The sequence below is a fragment of the Gemmata palustris genome, assembly GCF_017939745.1.
GTDB classification, from domain to species: domain Bacteria; phylum Planctomycetota; class Planctomycetia; order Gemmatales; family Gemmataceae; genus Gemmata; species Gemmata palustris.
The window spans coordinates 7,665,248-7,681,707 of the sequence record NZ_JAGKQQ010000001.1 but is presented as its reverse complement, the minus strand read 5'-3'; the positions used below and the strand labels follow the sequence as shown (position 1 = coordinate 7,681,707).

Below are 16,460 nucleotides of genomic sequence, written 5' to 3'. Positions count from 1 at the left end.
CTTCACGCACACTGGGGTCCGAGAGACACCCGGTCCCACCCCAAGATACGAAAAACGGCCCGGGGACTTCCCGAGCCGCTCCGACCCGATCTCGTTCGACTACTTCGCGCCGTCGCGCTTCAGGACGATGCTGCACCGCTTCTTGTTCGCGGCATCGGTCGTCGCCTTGTCCGCACCGGCCTGAGCCGCTTCCGTGTTCAAGCTGATGGCGAGGAAATCGTTGGTCAGCACGTACACCCCGGCGCGGGCCGGAGTTGCCGGTGCGCTCGTGTCGGTACCGACTTCGGTCACCTGCACGGTGCCGTTCTGACCGATCACGACCTTCATGGTCAGGGCCGGTTTCCCGTCCTTGCCCGAACACGTGATGGTGCCGTTCTCGGCCTTGACGGTCATCCCCTTGGCCTCGGTCTGGGCCTCGCCGCCCTTCTCGTAGCACACCACCGTCCACGCCCCGTCGAGGCACTTGGCGTCCGGCCCCTTGGCGTCTTCCGCAAACGCCGGCGATACCACGGCGAAGCACGCAACTGCGGTGGCGAGCATGAAGTTGTACATCAGAATCCCCCGGACCGATCTGCATCCCGACCGCCGACCTCGTCCTTAGCCGGCGTGGCGACCCGCCCGGTACCGGCTGCGGCATTCCTTGTATGAGGGGCCGAGACAGTTCGAGCGGGTCGCCCGGAGTGTAGCAAATGGGGAGCCCCGAATCGCAGATGGGTGGATATAGTCGAATACCGCTTACTGGCGGTGCATGTTGAACCGAAGTGACACCGTCGCTTCACACGGAACGGCAGCCGGACGGCTCGGTCAACCGCACAAGATGTACATCCCGCAGGCGATGCCGCCACCGGTTCGCCGAACGAATGCGGCAGATTCTCCCACTCGGACCCGCGACGCCCCGGGTACAATAACCACATGTTACCCGCTCCAGATGCCGCCGGTACCTCGCACCTAACGTCCGCTCATCCGGACTGACGATGCGAGTAGATCAATGTCCCCGACCGCGTACACTTCGGGCGCTTCGGTCCCTCTTTCGGTACTGGTCGTCGACGACTTCCGGGACGGTGCCGACACCCGCTGACGGGCATGGCTCCGCTGGGCGCTCGGGTCATCGGCGCAGTGAAGCCCTGGCGCGTTTCACGCCTTCACCTGCTAAGTCGTAAAGTCGCCCGGTGGAAAAGAGGATGTTGTGAGTGACGTGCTGACGATTCTCTTGGCCGGGGGCAAGGGAACCCGTCTGGAACCGTTGACCCGGGACCGGGCCAAGCCCGCCGTACCGTTCGCCGGCATGTACCGCATCGTCGATTTTGCGCTGTCCAACTGCATCAACAGCCGACTGTTCAACATCCTCGTGCTGACCCAGTACAAGTCGCTCAGTTTGGAGCACCACGTCACCCAAGGGTGGTCCCGGTTCTTCCACCCCGAGTTCCGCCAGTCGCTGACCATCGCCCCGCCCCAGCAGCGAGTGACCGAGGATTGGTACCTCGGCACGGCCAACGCCGTCTATCAAAATCTGTATTCCGTCGAACGCTCGGGGGCCGAATACGTCCTCGTTCTGGCGGCCGACCACGTGTACAAGATGGACTACCGGCGCCTGCTGACCTTCCACCGCGAGCACGGCGGCCCGGCTACAATGGCCACGCTCCGGGTTCCTTTGGCCGAAGCCGCCGGGCAGTTCGGGGTGGTCGAGGTGGACCCCGACGCACGGGTGACCGGGTTCCAGGAAAAGCCCGAGGTGCCGACGCCGGTTCCCGGCGACAACGAGAACTGCTTGGCCTCCCTGGGGATCTACGTGTTCACCGCCCGGTTCCTGATCGACGAGCTCCGCAAGAACGCCGAGTGCGCGGACCCCGGGCACGACTTCGGGCACCACATCCTGCCCCAGATAATGGGCCGGGAGCCGATCCGCGCGTTCACGTTCTCGGGGCGCGGGACCGGGGCACACGGGTACTGGCGGGACGTGGGCACCGTCGACGCGTACTACCAGGCGAACATGGACCTGCTGGCCGACCCGCCCGGACTGGACCTGTACGACCGGACCTGGCCCATCTACAGCTTTCAACCCGGTTCACCGCCGCCGCGCGTGGCCGTCGTACCCGAACCACCGGATCGCCCGTCCACCGGCGCGCGGCACAACATCTTTGCGAACGGAGCCGTATCGGCCGGTTGGGTGCGCGGGTCGGTGATCGGGTTCGATTGCCGCATCGGAGCGGGAGCCGTCGTTGAGGACAGCATCCTGTTCGACCGGGTGATGGTCGGCCCCGGTGCCGAGGTGCGCCGGGCGATACTGGACAAGGGAGTACAGGTTCTGCCGGGGGGCCGTGTCGGATGTGACGCGGACGAGGACCGGTCGAGGGGGTTCGGGGTGAGTGAGGGCGGGGTCACTTGCGTTGCCAAGGACACGATCGTGAACGGCCCCACCTGAGCACGCGACCCGCTCAGGTCCGCTAGCAGTTTCTACAGATCGGAGCGATTCACAGGTTTGACTAGGTAACCGTCGCACCAAGCCTCGTGCGACCGATCCGGGCGTTCTGCCGGCCCCGCTCGTCTGCGCAATGATGATCGTTCCTTTGCCCCATGTGCGCCCTCCAATCCAGCGGATCGCTTCCAGCCCGTTGAGTCTGGGCATTCCCGGGTCCATCAGGATTACATTGGAACGGCACCGGCTCATCCCGCGCCGCGCACTGCGACGCTGGCTAGCAGCGGAGCTGGAAGCGACGTGCGGCGAGACTGATGGGCCTTCAGAATTAGGCGACCAACAGGAGACCCGAATCGGTTGCACTTCGGTGTTCGACTCACCGGCGGGGTTATCGTGTGTGGGAAGGAAACCCACGCTGACGGTCTTTGACAACTCGTTTTGCTGCTCTGGAGGCCGGTAGTAATTACTACCGCTGAGGTGCATTTAGGGGCACTATTGGACGTTTCGAGAGATGTTCGGGAAACGAGCGAAAACCCACGAATCACAGCACTTCGCACGCATTTCAGACGATGACGAAAACACCTCACCCCGCATTATGAGACCAGGCGTCTTACTCGTTAAACGAACGGGGCAGCGCACCGGGACGGACTTGCACCGTCTTCTCCGCCCTGACGGGGCGGTATCTTACTCCGTAGACGACCGGTGCCGTTGAACCGAACCTCCGTCCGATGTGTCCGTCCTTAAGAACTCGCGCGGAGGGCCACTCATGACCGACGACGAACGCGCATTCATTCGGGCCGCGATTGCCGAACCCGACGAAGACACGATCCGCCTCGCGTATGCCGACTGGCTCGACGAGCAGGGCGACGCGGTGACCGCCTCGCACGCCGAGTTCGTGCGCCTCCAGGTCCGGCGCTCGCGCCTGGACGCCTTCGACCCGGAGCGCGCCACCTTACTCGAACAAGAGGCCGCGTGCCTCCGGAAACACAAGCGCGACTGGAACGGGCGCGTTCACCGGTACCTCACGCGCGCCAAGTTTCCGGGCAAGGTGGACGCGCGCCACGGACTCGTTCGCGGTTGGAACTACCACCGCGGGATGATCGCGCGTGCGACCGTCACCGCAGAAGCACTGACGACGCACCCGGACCTGATGTTCGCGCTCGGCCCGGTCGCGCACCTGCGTTTGGCGGCGTGGCCGGTCACAGATTGGGAACCGCGGGTCGCGCGCCAACTGGCAGAACCTTTGTCCCGGCTCAAGGTCGTCTCGTTCGCCGGAGTAAATTGGACCCACCCGCCCCTGAGCGTCGCGAGCCTGGAACCGTTCGCCCGGGTTCCGCTCCTCGACCTGCGCGCGGTGACAATCGACAGACTTACATCGGAACTCCTCGCACTTGCGCGAGCGGGGGCGATTTCGCCAGTTGTGTTGTACCGCAATAACGTTCACACGACGCGCACGCAACGGGTGGGCCGGCGCGAGTACCAGGTTCAGGATGCGCGCCTGGAGGCCCACGTCATCGACCCGCACGGTAAATGGGACGCACTGCGTCTCGAATTCGCGGACCTGACGGGAGAAGTTCTTTCGCCCATTCCTCACCAGGGCACGAGGCGGTAATCCTTGAACAGCACGCCGGACGCCGGTTGCCCGCTCTCGATGCCGGTGAACACCGGGTCGAGGATACGAGCTGCGGCGTCGGTGGCATCGAGCGGAACGCGCCCGCCGGTCGCGGCAAACCGCTCGGCCGCAGGCGCTGCCGATTGCACCGAGAACCAGCCCGGATCGACCGCCGTTAGGAACACGCGGTCCGCCGCAAATTCCGGCGCGGACGTGCGAACCATCATGTTCAGCCCGGCCTTCGCCATGTTCGTGTGAGGGTGGCGTCCGTTCTTTTCGCTCGCGAACTGCCCCTCTACCGCGGACACCATCACCGCGAACCGGTCGCGCGGCGGTCCGGCGCGAAATAGAGGACATAGTGCCCGCAAAAGTAAGAACGGCGCGAGACAGTTCACCGCGTGAACTTCGACCAGCTCGACGGTACTCACGTCCTCGTGAGCCAAGCCCCAACTGTTTTCCCCTCGCAAGTCCAGTGGTTCGCCGTCGGGGGCGAGTTGTCCCGGCGGGAACGCTTCGGTGACGTCATCGCCGGCAACGAGCGGAAGGAGCGCGAGTTCCGCGTGCCAGTTCGCGCGCGAAGGTGTCGCACTCAAAGCAGGAACCAGTGTGCCCGAACTGGCTTCCGGGGCCAACATTTCGCGCGCGAGTGCGGGCAAACTCGCAGGCGGTTCCCGTTCGCTCGCAACAAGCGTGTGGTAGTAAGCGGGCGGGCGGCGAACCGTCTGTGCGGCGTTCGCCACGAAGATGTCGAGGCGCCCCACCTGCCGAGCAAGTGAGGCCGCAAAACGCTCGACCACGGCCAGCGCACGCAGATCCAACCCCACGAACCGGAGCCGCCCGGCCCACTCTTCCGCATCCGGCTCGGTCGCGAACCGGCGGGCCGCGTCCTTCGGGAACCGCGTGGTCGCGACGACATCCGCTCCGGCCCGCAAGAGCTTCAGAACGGTGTGATACCCCGCTTTGATTCGCCCGCCGGTAACCAGCGCCGTGCGCCCGCGCAGGTCGGCGGTCTGGTTCCGCTTGGCGAAGTTCAGTTCGGCACAGACCGGGCACAGCGAATCGTAAAAGTGGTGAAGCTGTTCAAACTGGTGCTTGCAGACGTAGCACGTCACGCCGCGTGACAGGCCCGGAAGAGACGCGGGTGGTTCCCCGGTACGAATCTCGGCTTGATCGCGTAGGTCCGCGTCGCGGTGGCGCTCGGTGGTGCGCTGGTGTTTGCGGTCGCGCTGAACGACACGAGCAGCGAGACGCACGAGTTCGGCCAGGATCGGGTCGTTCGAGGGCCACGCACCTGGCGCGCGGGTAAGAGCGTGCAAAACGTCCCGCGCAACACGGAGTTGTTGCGGGTCGGGCATGGCGGGAACATCAGACATAGCCGCCACTATACCGCGACGGAACACGTCAGCAAACGAGCGGGTTGTTATGGGATTCGATGAGAAAGAATTGCGGTTGCGGTGAGCAGTAGAAATGAAAGAACCGGCCGCGATTCCCTGAACTGTCGCCCAATCAGTTCGGAGACCGCGGCCGGTCTGAACACATACTACGTCGCACTACCCCCACGAGTCAAATCGCCACCGACGGAAAGCCCGACTCATTTTCCTCACGTGTCGGATTCCACGACGGCTTTCTCAGCGCCCAATTTTGCCACACCTCTCCGCATCACCAATTGCAAATCACTACTATCATTCAATTTGCGTCAAATTATTGAAATTAATTAGTCAGCGGTACGGCTCGTGCTTTAGTACCATCACGTCGCCCAGAATCGCCCAGAAACAATCGCCCAATTTCGCCCAAACTTGGTTCGCCCGCTGTCCGAAGTCGCCCACCATCGCCCACCATCGCCCACCATCGCCCTGGTTCGCCCAAAAGTTCGCCCGAGTTCGCCCAACCGCAATCGCCCGATCGCCCACGAGTGTCGCCCTCGCCCAAAGTAACCCGGTCGCGCCCACGACCGGGTTTCATGTGAACAACCCAACATCATCGATATTCCGTTCCGGGTCGCCCTCGGAACGCTGCCCGCGTCGGGCGCCCAATCGCCCACCACCCGACGCGGGCGGTTTCGTTTTCACCGGTCCGCGATCTCACATCCACAACCGAACCCGCAACTGAAACAAGTCACAGCAAAAATTGAGAATCAGGGTTTCTTCAGTGGTCCGATGGGCACTTCAAAGGTGAGCGGCTTCACCTGCGCGCCCCGCCAGTCCTTGAAATGAACGGTCACTTTCGCCTTTCCCTCCCCCGCGTCGTCGGGGACCGGCAGCTCATCAAAGAACAAGCAATTTCCGGCCCCGCGCTTTGTGAGCGGGATTTGGACCTTGATCGATTTTCCTCCGGGCTGTTTGTTCGGGAACTCGATGTCCGCGATCGGGTGAATGTCGTCGGGGACACCGCGGAACGGGTTCAGCCACGCCTCCGTGTATTCGCCCACCCCGGGTGTCCCAACGCGGACGGTGAGTTGCCCCGGTTTGTCACCACGCGGGAGAGCACTGTCGGGCACCCAGGAATGAAGTGCGAGCGAGCCGTTCAAGTGAACGATCGGAGCGTCCTTCGGCCGGTCGCCGAAGCAGAACCCCAGATCGGTCATCTGGATGTACTTCCGGTCGATCTCGGCCCAGACGCTGTATTGCTCACTCGTGCCCTCACCTTTTTCAGCGTAGACCACCCACAGAGTGTGCTTCGTCTTCCCGTCGCGCTCGGTGATGGTGCCGAGCTTGAACGGAGCTTTCAGCAAGAGGGTACCGGTGCGGGTCTCGTTTTTCTCCGAGGCATCGTCGAACCGAACCGGGTCGTTCGTCGCGACGACGCGATCGTTCTCTTCCGTGAGGTCGCCGTTCCCGTTCCGGTCGACGTAGAGGTTGTCGCCGTCGTGAACGAGCCAAACGCGGGTCTTCGCATCGGGGCCGAATACGAGCAGGCAATATTTGGGTGTCTTGGACGTGTACTTTGGCTCTTTCGCGATCGTGCGCTCGATCTTGGCGAGATCGTTACCCGCTCCCTTCTCCGGCGCGGGAGAATCGGGCTTCGGAGCGTCTTCCGCGGCGCGTTGCACCGGCGCCTCGGGGGTGGCCGAGGAAAGGCCGATTCCCGCCCAGGTGCCGAGTGCCGCGATCCCGAGCAGGACCGTCGTCACGATCTTGAGTTTGGTCGCAGACATTGTTTTCACTCCTTCCGCCAAAGCGGAGATAGGAGCCGAAACAGCGGACGAGTGTGTTCCTACCTGCGCTGTTGCGGCACCAACTGTTGAGGCCATGAGCGCGGGGGTGACGGCCGTTGCCGACCCACCGGTAAAGAGTGCAGCGACGAGCACCCCGGATAGTGTCAGCCCGCGAGCCGAGAGGCGGGCGCCGAGCCGTTCCCGGGCCTGTTCCAATCGACTTTTCAGTGTGCTCTCCAACCACCCGAGCCGAGCGGCCGCTTCGTCCCGCGTGAGCCCTTCCAGATAGCACAGAACGAGCGGCACGCGGAACTTGTCGGGGAGCCGGGCGAGTTCCGCGTCGAGTACTTCATTCGCTTCTCGCACAGTGAGTTGGTCGAACGGGTCCGCGGGCACCCGATCCGCGGCCCTTTCTTCGTGCTTCCGGCGGCGAGCGGCCGCGACCCGCATCTTCTGGGCGGTCCGGTAAGCAACGCTGTGGAGCCACCCGCCTACCGACTCTTGCGGGCGAAGCGAGGCGGCCGCGCGGGCCAACGCGACGAACGTCGCCTGGAATGCGTCCTCGGCATCCTGCTGGTGCCGGAGGACACGAAGGCACACTCCCAGAACCATCGCCCCGTGCCGGCGGACCAGCGCTGCGGTCGCGGTTTCGTCTCGTTCGGCGATCCGAACGAGAAGCTCTCGGTCCGCGACGCGGGTGTCTTCGGTCGCCTGCGCCAGCCCTCGGATGTACCGGAGGGTCGGGTTCGTTTGAGCTTTCCGCATCGTTCGTTCCTCGTCCGCACTGCTTGTAGTTTCCCCGCCAACAAAGAACGGCGGAACAATTCCGGGTATTTTGACCGCCGGGCCGAAAACGGGCGCATCGTGCTCCGAGATTTGAGAGCGGAAATGCTACCGCCATAAGCGATTGTTTGGCCACCTATCTAACGGGAAGCGGGCGCGCGAAGATAAATCTTCGTGAGCCGTAGGAATCACCGCAGTGCGGGAACTTATCCGCGATGATACAGACGCTGTTGCACGCCGTGACCCGACGGGTCGAGGCCCTCACCCCCGACGCGGACCTGCTCGCCCGGTTCGTTCGGGAGCGAGACGAAGCCGCGTTCGAGGAACTCGTGCGCCGGCACGGGCCGCTCGTGTGGGCCGTGTGCCGCCAGATGCTCCCTCACCACGCCGATGCCGAGGACGCATTCCAGGCGGTCTTCCTCGCGCTCGTGCATTCGGCCCCGCGCATCCGCAACGGGCGCACCATACCGGCGTGGCTCCACGGGGTCGCGATCCGCGTCGCGACGCGGGCGAAACGGGAGTTCGCCCGCCGGCGGGCGCGCGAGCGCAACGCGGCCCACTCGGAAGCCGGCCCGTCGGTGTCGGACGCGGCGTGGGGCGCACTCGTCGCGACCGTTCACGAAGAAGTGCAGCGGCTCCCGGAAGCGGAACGGACCGTGTTCGTGTTGTGCGAACTCGAGGGCGTTTCGCAATCGGACGCGGCCACTCGGCTCGGCTGGCCGCTCGGCTCGGTGTCGGGGCGGCTCTGCAAGGCCCGCCAGTTCCTGTTGAGCCGGCTCACCGCGCGCGGGGTCGCGCCCGCGGCCGTGGTGGGAATCGGACTGACCGCCGGCTTCGCGAGCGCGCTGCCGGCCAAACTGTTTAACGCGGTGAAAACGTTCCCCGCCTCCCCGATCGCGGCTTCGCGTGCCGCGACGGTGTTGGCGCGTGGACTTACGGAGGGTGTGACGATGCGCATGAAGTTGACGGCCGCCGTCGGGGTGGTCGCCCTGGCCTTCGGGCTAACGGGCGGCGCGGTCTGGATGTCGAAAGTCGGCGCCCAACAGCCCGGGGGTATCCCGGGTGGCCCCGGGCCGGGAGCCGGCGGATTTCCGGGCGCGCCCGGTGGCGCCCCCCTGGGACTCGGTGCTCCTGGGGTGGAAGCCGGTGGACCTCCGGGCGCAGGTGCTCCCGGGTCGGGATCACCTCCGGGCGCCTCAAGTGGGTTTCCTGGGGTTGGCCCCGGAATGCCCGGCATGCCGGGACTTGGTAGCCCGGCAGTAGCTCCCAAAACGGTGTGGGACCACAAGTTCGTGGACGTGAACAACGACCGCAAGAGCTTCGAGAAGGTAATCACGCAGCACGGTAAAGACGGGTGGGAGTTCTGCTCGTCCAACCTCTTCGGACAGAATGATCTGGTGCTCGTCTTCAAGAAGCGGAAGGGCGGCGACGCGCCGTTCGGCAGCGGCACCGGGATTAGTGGTCCGCTGGGCGGCCCGGGTATGATGGGGCCGGGTGGCTCCATCGGTGGCAGCTCGGGGCCAGCGCCCCGTGGTGGCCCGATGATGCCCGGTGGCGGCACGGGGCCGGGCTTCATCGGCCCCGGACCGGGTGGACCGATGAGTGGCTTGCCAGGCGGAGCCCCCGGCACGGGGCCAAAGCCGGGCGGCGCCAATGCGGGTGCGGGGCTGAAAGTGGTCGTGCTGAAACACGCGGTCGCGGAAGAACTGGTGCCGGTGCTGAAAAAAGTGTTCCCGAACGCGGAGATCACCGCCGAAGCCCGAACGAACCAGTTGATCGTCCGGGCCGATACGGAACTGTTTCAGGAAATGTCGAAGCTGCTCGAAAAGCTCGACGTAGACGCTCCGACCGGAAACCGCCCGCGCAAATAGCGCCGTTACCAGCGGAACGCGGGCCGGACCTCGGGATTCACCACTTTCTCCGTCGGCCACTCCCCGCGGCGCAGCGACGCGATCGCTTCCGCCGCGGACCGGGCCATGTCTTCGAGCGATCGCACGTCCACACCCGCCGCGTGCGGCGTCAGCACCACGTTCGGCAGCGTGCGGAGCGGGTTATCGGCCGGCGTCGGTTCCACCTCGAACACGTCCAGTGCGGCCCCGCCCAGGTGCCCGTCGCGGAGCGCCGGGACGAGATCGGCTTCACACACCAACCCGCCCCGCGACGTGTTCACCAGCACCGCGCCCGGCTTCATTTGCGCCAGCGTGGTGCGGTTGATGACGTGCCGCGTCTCCGCGGTGAGCGGCAAGTGGAGCGAAAGGAAATCGGACTCGGTGAGCAAGCGGTCGAACGACACGAGTTCGATCCCGTGGGCGATGCAGAACGCGGTGTCCGGGAGCGGATCATAAGCGACCACCCGCATCTCGAACGCGGCCGCACGAGTCGCGACCGCTTTCCCGATGCGCCCCAATCCCGCCAGTCCGAGTGTGCGCCCACGCAGGGGCGTGCTCATCAGCCGGTTCCACCCGCCGGAAGCCAGCGCCGCGTGGCGCGCGGGGACGTGCCGCGTGAACCCGAGCATGAGCGCGAAGGCGTGTTCGGCGACCGAGCCCTGATTGGTTCCCGGCGCGATGGTAACCGCGATCCCCCCGGCCGTCGCCGCGGGCAGATCGACCGCGTCATAGCCGACCCCGACGCGAGCGATCACGCGCAGTTGCGGGTTCGCCGCCAAAACCCGTGGCGTGTACGGCTCGGACCCCGCAACGACCGCATCAACGCCGTGGAGAGCGACGAGCAACTCGTCCTCGGTCGGCATGTTCACTTCGGCCGGCGGAAGAACGGTGACGCTGAGGCCGGCCCCTTCGAGTACGTTGCGGAACTTGTCCGCAAACTTGGCCACCTCGCGCGGAGAGATCAGCACCGTGGGCATTTCTTGCACTTCCCGATGAAGGTGCGGGCGACCGGATCGCGCCCGCGTCGCGTTGTTGTAGCGGAGCGGCCGCAAGGTGGAGGGGAACAGCCGGCACCGTGAAAGGGCGGGGTGAGTCTGGTCGTTCGAGGCGACGCCCTCGACCCGATCGGAAACCAGGGCCGCGAAGAGGTACGACACACGACTCTGGGGCCGCGGCCCTGTTCCTCAATCGTAAAATTCGCCAACGACCGAGCGACGCGACGACGAACTGCGACCTCCCCTCCACTGAGTCGGACACGACCACTCTGGCCGCCCATCAATCATTTGACAAATATTAAATTATCTACACATCGCCACAGAATCGCTGCGACCCATCAAATGGGATGCGGAATGCCCGTTACGCGATCGGCACGGCGCTTGCTTACGATTCCTAGTAACCTTCGTTCTCTTTCAAACTCATTTCGGCATTCTTCCACATCCAACTTGTCGGATGGTTGGAGCGAGTGTTCTTTTTGAGTGCGTCGGGCTGGTCGCGTTTCGACTCCTGTAACCGCTGCTAACCCGAAGATTAGTTGACGAGGTACGTTTCTCAGCGCTCTTTCTTCTCCTTATATCCGGCTTCGCCGGGCGCCTCACCTGTAGGAGCGACGGGCAATGACCTTACTGAAACGGTTGCGTGTGGTGCCGGTGCTGCTGGGGGTGACCGCGACCCTCGCGGCGCTGGGGAGCACGGTGTTCGGGGACCTGCGGACGAGCCGGTCGGGTCCGGCCGGGGTGCCCGGGCCGGGGCGCCCCGACGGGGGGCGGGTCACCGACGAGCTGGTCGCCACCGCGTTCGGCAGGACCCCGGTGCTCACGTACCAGCCGCGCGACGGGGAGCTCCTGTTCGCGTGGCAGGTCCAGCCCGCCGTGGCGCCCCCGGCCCCGCGCCCGCGCGACGTGCTGGTGATGGTGGACACGTCCGCGAGCCAGGCCGGGCGCCCGTTGCAGCAGGCGCGCCAGGTGGTCACCGCGCTGGCCGCGGCCCTCGGGGCCGGGGACCGGGTGAGCGTGTGGTCCCTGAGCACCCCGGGCGCGACCCGGGCCCTGACCCCGGGTTCGTGCCCGCGCCCGCGGGCCGCGTGGCCGAGGCCGCGCGGGCCCTGACCGAGGTCGAGTACGGGGCCGGGGCCACGGACCTCAAGGGGGCCTCGAGAAGGGGCTCGGGACCCTGGCCCCGGACCGCGGGCGGCACCAGGTGGTGGTGTACCTGGGGACGGGGAGCGCGTTCGAGCGCGTCACCGAGGCCCAGCCGCCTGGCCCTGGGGAACCGCATGGACCGGGACGGGGTGTCGTTCTTCGCCGTGCCCCTGGGCCTGCGCCTCGACGCCCCGAACCTGCACGGGCTCGCGGCCCTCACGGGCGGGGCCGTGGTCCGGGTCCAGGAGGACCTGGCCCAGCCCGCGGGCCAGAAGGAGTTCGCGGCCCGGCTCACGGGGCCCTCGACGTGCCCGTGGTGAAGCCCGTGGACTGGGCGTTCGGGCCCGAGGTGGGCGAGTCGTACCCGACCAAGCTGCCCCCGCTCCGGGGCGACCGGGCGACCCTCGTGATGGGCAAACTGGCCCGGCCCGGGGCGACCGCGGTGACCGCGACCGTGAACGGGCTCGTCAACGGTAAGCCCGTGGTGCTGACCCTGTCCCAGGGGCTCCCGGCCCCGCGCGTGGAGCACTTCTTCCTGAACCTGATGGTGGCCCAGTGGAAGAACGCGCCCCACAAGGACGCGCCGGCCATGTTGCAGTCGGACCGGGCGTTGGCCCTGGCGAGCACCCAGGTGAAGCTGTACCGGGACGAGTTCCTGACCCAGGCCGCGTGGGCCGTGAGCGTGGACCGGTTCGACGAGGCCGAGAAGCTGTACGCCGCGGCCATTAACGTGGACCCGACCGACCGGGAGGCGGCCCAGGGGCCGCGCTCGTGGCCCGGATGCGGGCCGGGAAGCTCACCAAGGCCCAGCTCGCCGAGCGCGTGAGCGCGCGAAGGTGCGGGCCAAGCAGATCACCCCGAACGAGGCGATCCGGGACGTCCTGCAGGAGCCCAAGGGGAGCGACACCGTGCCCCCGGGCGCGCCGGCGGGAGGCGCCGGGGCCGCGGGGACGTGCTCAAGGAGGCCGCGGCCCGGCGCAGATCGAGGAGCAGCGGTACCGGGTGCTCGCGGACGCGACGGTCCGGCGCGCGCGCCAGGTGCTGCGCACGGACCCCGAGGGCGCGTACCAGGACCTGAAGCGCCAGCGCGACGAGATCCTCGGGTACGACGGGCTCGGGGCCGAGGCCCGGACCCGGCTGGTCGCGGACCTCGAGGGGGTCATGCGCGGGTGTTCGTGAAGGGGCCGAGATCAAGCGCCAGGCCGACGCCGAGCGCCAGGCCCTGGCAAGACCAAGCAGCGCCTCAACGAGTTCGACCGGGGCGCGGACGCGCAGGCGAGCGACAAGAACCGGATCGACCAGTTCCGCCAGCTCATGCAGCACGCGCGGTACGAGTTGGCGTACCAGGAGGCCCAGCTCATGGTGCAGGAGAAGACGAGCAAGGGCCTGGCGGTGCCCCCGACCGCGACCGCGAGCTACATCATCGGGCAGCAGGCGACCCAGTTGCGCGGTGGAAGGAGCTCACGCGGATCCGCGAGGACCGGTTCCTGCAGGCCATGATGCAGACCGAGAAGTCGCACATCCCGTACCCGGACGAGCCCCGGTGCACTTCCCCCGGCCGCGGTGTGGCGCGAGTTGACCGGGCTCCGGCGCGAGGCGTACCTGAACTCGAACCTGGGCCCGAACGCGAGCGAGACCCAGAAGAAGCTCAAGAGCGTGATCGAGAACGTGAGCGTGGACCTCGGGGACAAGAACATCAACGAGATCCCGCTGTTCGAGCTCCTCTCGGAGCTGTCCAAGCGGTACAGCGTGTCGTTCGTGGTCATGGAGGAGTACTTCAAGGCCGAGCAGCAGCCCACGATCAAGGAGGAGAAGCCCAAGATCGCGGCCACCCAGTTGCGCGGGCTCAAGCTCGGGAACTTCCTGGACATCGTGCTCCTGTCCATGAACGCCACGTTCATCGTGCGCCCCGACTACATCGAGGTCACCACGTTCCAGCGGCGCCTCGAGGAGAAGGTGACCCAGGTGTTCCCGGTCGCCGACCTCGCCATCCCCATCCCACAATCCGTTAACCAACGAACCTTGTTCCAGAACCAACAGTTCCAGAACCAGAGTTTGGCGATCTTCGGTCAGGCGAGCCTGTTCGGGGCGGGCTGCAGAACATCGGGGCCAGTTCGGGAACCCGTTCGGCGGGGTCGCGGGCGGGGCCGGTGGGAACCCGCTCAACGTGATGGGGGCGGGGGGCCGTTCGGGGCGGGCCAGCAGCTCGGGAACCAGGGGAACCTGGGGAGCGGGGCGGGATCACCGGGATCACCGGGGCCAGCTCGGGCAGTTCAGGGAACCTCGGGGGCCAGTTCGGGCTCCAGGGCGGGGACCAGAGCCAGCTCCTCATGCGCTGATCTTCGAGACCGTGGCCAAGGGCGAGTGGGCCAACATCCCCACTCCCGGCCCATGCCCGGGATGGGCGACGACGACGTCCCGACGGTGCGCGCCGAGTTGCTGAACTCGCTCGGGTACTACCCCCGGCCCGGGCCCTGATCGTGCGGGACCACGCGGTACCACTCGGCGGCCACGATCAAGCTCAAGAAGTCGGGCGAGGGCAACGCCCAGGGGCCGGGCGTGGCGCGCCCCGGGGCGGGGCGTGGTGATCGGACCGGGGGCAACAACGCCGCCGCGCCGGGTGACGCGGTCGCGGCGGTGGCGCCCCGGTTGGTGAACCCGAAGGTGGACCCGGTCGGGGACCGCCCGAAGCTCGGGACCGACCCGCGCCACCATGTGGAGCCACGCGATCGACCGGACCGTGACGGACCCGGGTCTCATCGTGGCGTGCGCCGAGTTCCTCATGGAGTTCCACGAGTACGCGCACGCGGCCGAGGTGCTCAAGGGGAACCTGCGCAAGGGGCTCGCGACCGAGGACTGGGCCCACGAGGCCCTGGCCGTGGCGCTCCGGGCGGCCGGGGCGAGCCCGACCGAGGTCGAGCGCCCGGTGTCCCCGATCGACCTGGACCCGACCAGTGCCAAGGCGTACCTGCGGGCCGCGAAGTCCGAGGCGGACCTGAAGAACCACGCGCGGGCGATGGCGTTCTGCAAGCGCGCGAGTGCAGCCCCGAGGACCCGGCCCCGCACCAACGCGATGGCGTACGCGGAGTTCGCCACGGACGTGAGGAGCGACGCGGTCCTGTGGGCCGCGAACGGGCTGCTCGGGCGCGACTGGAACGCGAGCGACGGGATCGACTACCACAAGCAGGCCCACGAGCGCCTGCCCCGGCTCGAGGCCCGGCTCCGGGGCGCGGGCCAGGACACCGGGGCCCTGCGCGAGGCGCTCGCGGAGCGCACCCAGCGGGACCTGGGTGATCGAGCTCCTGTGGCAGGGGAGCGCGGACCTGGACCTGGTGGTGGGCGAGCCCACCGGGTCGTGTGCTCGGCGACCCACACGCGCACCACGGGCGGGGGCGTGCTCAAGGGGACGTGCTCGGGGAGCCGGGGAACAACCGGTCCGAGGTGTACGCGGCGGCGCGCGTTCACCGTGCGTACACGGTGTCCGTGAAGCAGGCGTTCGCGCCCGCTGGGGGGCGCGCGCCTCAAGGTGACCCGGTTCCAGGGGACCGCGCGGGAGTCCGTGGACCTGGTGGACGTGCCCGTGGGTGGCCCGGGGTCGAGGTGAAGCTGGCCGGGGCTCGCGCGGCCCTGGTGCCCTGGCCGAGGAGGTGGGCACCGGGGCGACCTGCGCGGACCCGGCGGGCCCGGGCCAGTCGGGTCTGGGTGGCGGGTTCGGGACCGCGGGCTCGGCGCTGTCGGCCCCGGTGACGAGCTCGGGCGGGGTCGCGGCGCCCCTGGTGTCGGCCCCGGCCGAGACGCGCGAGGCCGGGATCTCGTCGGGGGCCGCGGACATCCGGGCCACGTACCAGTTGAACCCGGACCGCAAGTCGTTCCGGGTCTCCGTCACGCCCGTGTTCGCCGCCGGCACGCGCGCCATCGCGCTCCCCACCGTACCGCTCCTACCCGGAGGAGAAAAGTAACGAGTCCGGCCATTCCTATTACGGTGCCACGGACCGAACGTGGCGCCGTAACGGACGGGTGGGGTAGTTCTCGCGTCACACCGTCGATCGGTTTGCTTTGAAGCACGATACGTAGACACCGCGCGGTGGTACCATCCACCCGCGCGGTGTTTTCATTCAGCTTCCCCTACTCCTTCTCAACACGAGATCGGCGACCCAGCACCCGCGCACGTGCGGGCCTTCGCCGCGACAGTGATCGAGGACGGCGGCGCTGTCGCACCCGGCATCCTGGAGCGCGTCGGCCAGAATCGGCATCGCGCCAAATCCCGCGACTCGTACATCTGCCCCGCGAGCGCAGCGCGGTGTCGGTGCGCACGAGGGAGAGAACGTCACGGGGCGGAACGGGTTCCCGAAGATCTCGCGGAGCACCGCGTCCAACCGACGCAGCGATTCGGCTTGAGGATCGCGCCCGCCGATCGAATGAGGCGCCTTACCCAACACTTTGACCAAACATTCTGCGGTCATGGATG

At 67.0% G+C, this 16,460-nt stretch carries 16 protein-coding genes; 11 read left to right on the top strand and 5 right to left on the bottom strand.

Features of this window, described 5'->3' with window-relative positions; all coding sequences use genetic code 11:
- Positions 1-99: 99 nt before the first annotated feature.
- Positions 100-552, bottom strand: coding sequence for a hypothetical protein (locus J8F10_RS31790; protein WP_210660692.1), 453 nt, complete (start codon positions 550-552; stop codon positions 100-102).
- 634 nt (positions 553-1,186) lie between these two features.
- Between J8F10_RS31790 and J8F10_RS31785 the strand changes: the two genes are divergently transcribed.
- Positions 1,187-2,422, top strand: coding sequence for a sugar phosphate nucleotidyltransferase (locus J8F10_RS31785; RefSeq protein ID WP_210660690.1), 1,236 nt, complete (start codon positions 1,187-1,189; stop codon positions 2,420-2,422).
- Between the two features lie 760 nt (positions 2,423-3,182).
- On the top strand, positions 3,183-4,028 hold the full coding sequence (locus J8F10_RS31780; protein WP_210660688.1) for a TIGR02996 domain-containing protein: 846 nt from the start codon (positions 3,183-3,185) through the stop codon (positions 4,026-4,028).
- Here the strand turns inward: J8F10_RS31780 and J8F10_RS31775 are convergent.
- Together J8F10_RS31775 and J8F10_RS31770 are read right to left on the bottom strand one after the other, a co-directional pair.
- On the bottom strand, positions 4,007-5,401 hold the full coding sequence (locus tag J8F10_RS31775; RefSeq protein ID WP_210660686.1) for an SDR family NAD(P)-dependent oxidoreductase: 1,395 nt from the start codon (positions 5,399-5,401) through the stop codon (positions 4,007-4,009). The genes J8F10_RS31780 and J8F10_RS31775 overlap by 22 nt on opposite strands.
- Positions 5,402-6,162: 761 nt before the next feature.
- Positions 6,163-7,947 carry an RNA polymerase sigma factor gene (locus J8F10_RS31770; RefSeq protein WP_210660684.1) on the bottom strand — a complete coding sequence of 595 codons (1,785 nt, stop codon included), beginning with the start codon at positions 7,945-7,947 and terminating at the stop codon, positions 6,163-6,165.
- A 233-nt stretch (positions 7,948-8,180) separates the two neighbouring features.
- Between J8F10_RS31770 and J8F10_RS31765 the strand changes: the two genes are divergently transcribed.
- Positions 8,181-9,836 carry a sigma-70 family RNA polymerase sigma factor gene (locus J8F10_RS31765; protein ID WP_210660682.1) on the top strand — a complete coding sequence of 552 codons (1,656 nt, stop codon included), beginning with the start codon at positions 8,181-8,183 and terminating at the stop codon, positions 9,834-9,836.
- Between the two features lie 5 nt (positions 9,837-9,841).
- Here J8F10_RS31765 and J8F10_RS31760 read toward each other — a convergent pair whose 3' ends face one another.
- Positions 9,842-10,831, bottom strand: coding sequence for a phosphoglycerate dehydrogenase (locus J8F10_RS31760; protein WP_210660680.1), 990 nt, complete (start codon positions 10,829-10,831; stop codon positions 9,842-9,844).
- A gap of 636 nt (positions 10,832-11,467) precedes the next feature.
- Here J8F10_RS31760 and J8F10_RS31755 point away from each other — a divergent pair.
- From J8F10_RS31755 to J8F10_RS31720, 8 genes are all read left to right on the top strand, one after another.
- Positions 11,468-11,959: a hypothetical protein gene (locus J8F10_RS31755; protein ID WP_210660678.1), complete on the top strand. Its 492-nt coding sequence runs from the start codon at positions 11,468-11,470 to the stop codon at positions 11,957-11,959.
- 167 nt (positions 11,960-12,126) lie between these two features.
- Positions 12,127-12,312, top strand: coding sequence for a hypothetical protein (locus tag J8F10_RS31750; protein ID WP_210660676.1), 186 nt, complete (start codon positions 12,127-12,129; stop codon positions 12,310-12,312).
- A complete protein-coding gene (locus J8F10_RS31745; protein WP_210660675.1) occupies positions 12,300-12,818 on the top strand; it encodes a hypothetical protein in 519 nt (172 codons plus the stop codon). The genes J8F10_RS31750 and J8F10_RS31745 overlap by 13 nt, the downstream gene beginning before the upstream one ends.
- A gap of 176 nt (positions 12,819-12,994) precedes the next feature.
- Positions 12,995-13,171, top strand: a complete 177-nt coding sequence (locus J8F10_RS31740) for a hypothetical protein (RefSeq protein ID WP_210660673.1) — start codon at positions 12,995-12,997, stop codon at positions 13,169-13,171.
- A gap of 135 nt (positions 13,172-13,306) precedes the next feature.
- Positions 13,307-13,492 carry a hypothetical protein gene (locus tag J8F10_RS31735; RefSeq protein WP_210660671.1) on the top strand — a complete coding sequence of 62 codons (186 nt, stop codon included), beginning with the start codon at positions 13,307-13,309 and terminating at the stop codon, positions 13,490-13,492.
- Between the two features lie 75 nt (positions 13,493-13,567).
- On the top strand, positions 13,568-14,470 hold the full coding sequence (locus J8F10_RS31730) for a hypothetical protein (protein WP_210660670.1): 903 nt from the start codon (positions 13,568-13,570) through the stop codon (positions 14,468-14,470).
- Between the two features lie 235 nt (positions 14,471-14,705).
- Positions 14,706-15,479, top strand: a complete 774-nt coding sequence (locus J8F10_RS31725; protein ID WP_210660667.1) for a hypothetical protein — start codon at positions 14,706-14,708, stop codon at positions 15,477-15,479.
- A gap of 97 nt (positions 15,480-15,576) precedes the next feature.
- Entirely contained in the window at positions 15,577-15,951 is a 375-nt protein-coding gene (locus J8F10_RS31720) for a hypothetical protein (RefSeq protein ID WP_210660666.1), read from the top strand.
- 156 nt (positions 15,952-16,107) lie between these two features.
- Here the strand turns inward: J8F10_RS31720 and J8F10_RS31715 are convergent, their stop codons facing one another.
- Entirely contained in the window at positions 16,108-16,455 is a 348-nt protein-coding gene (locus J8F10_RS31715) for a hypothetical protein (RefSeq protein WP_210662359.1), read from the bottom strand.
- Between the last annotated feature and the right edge of the window lie 5 nt (positions 16,456-16,460).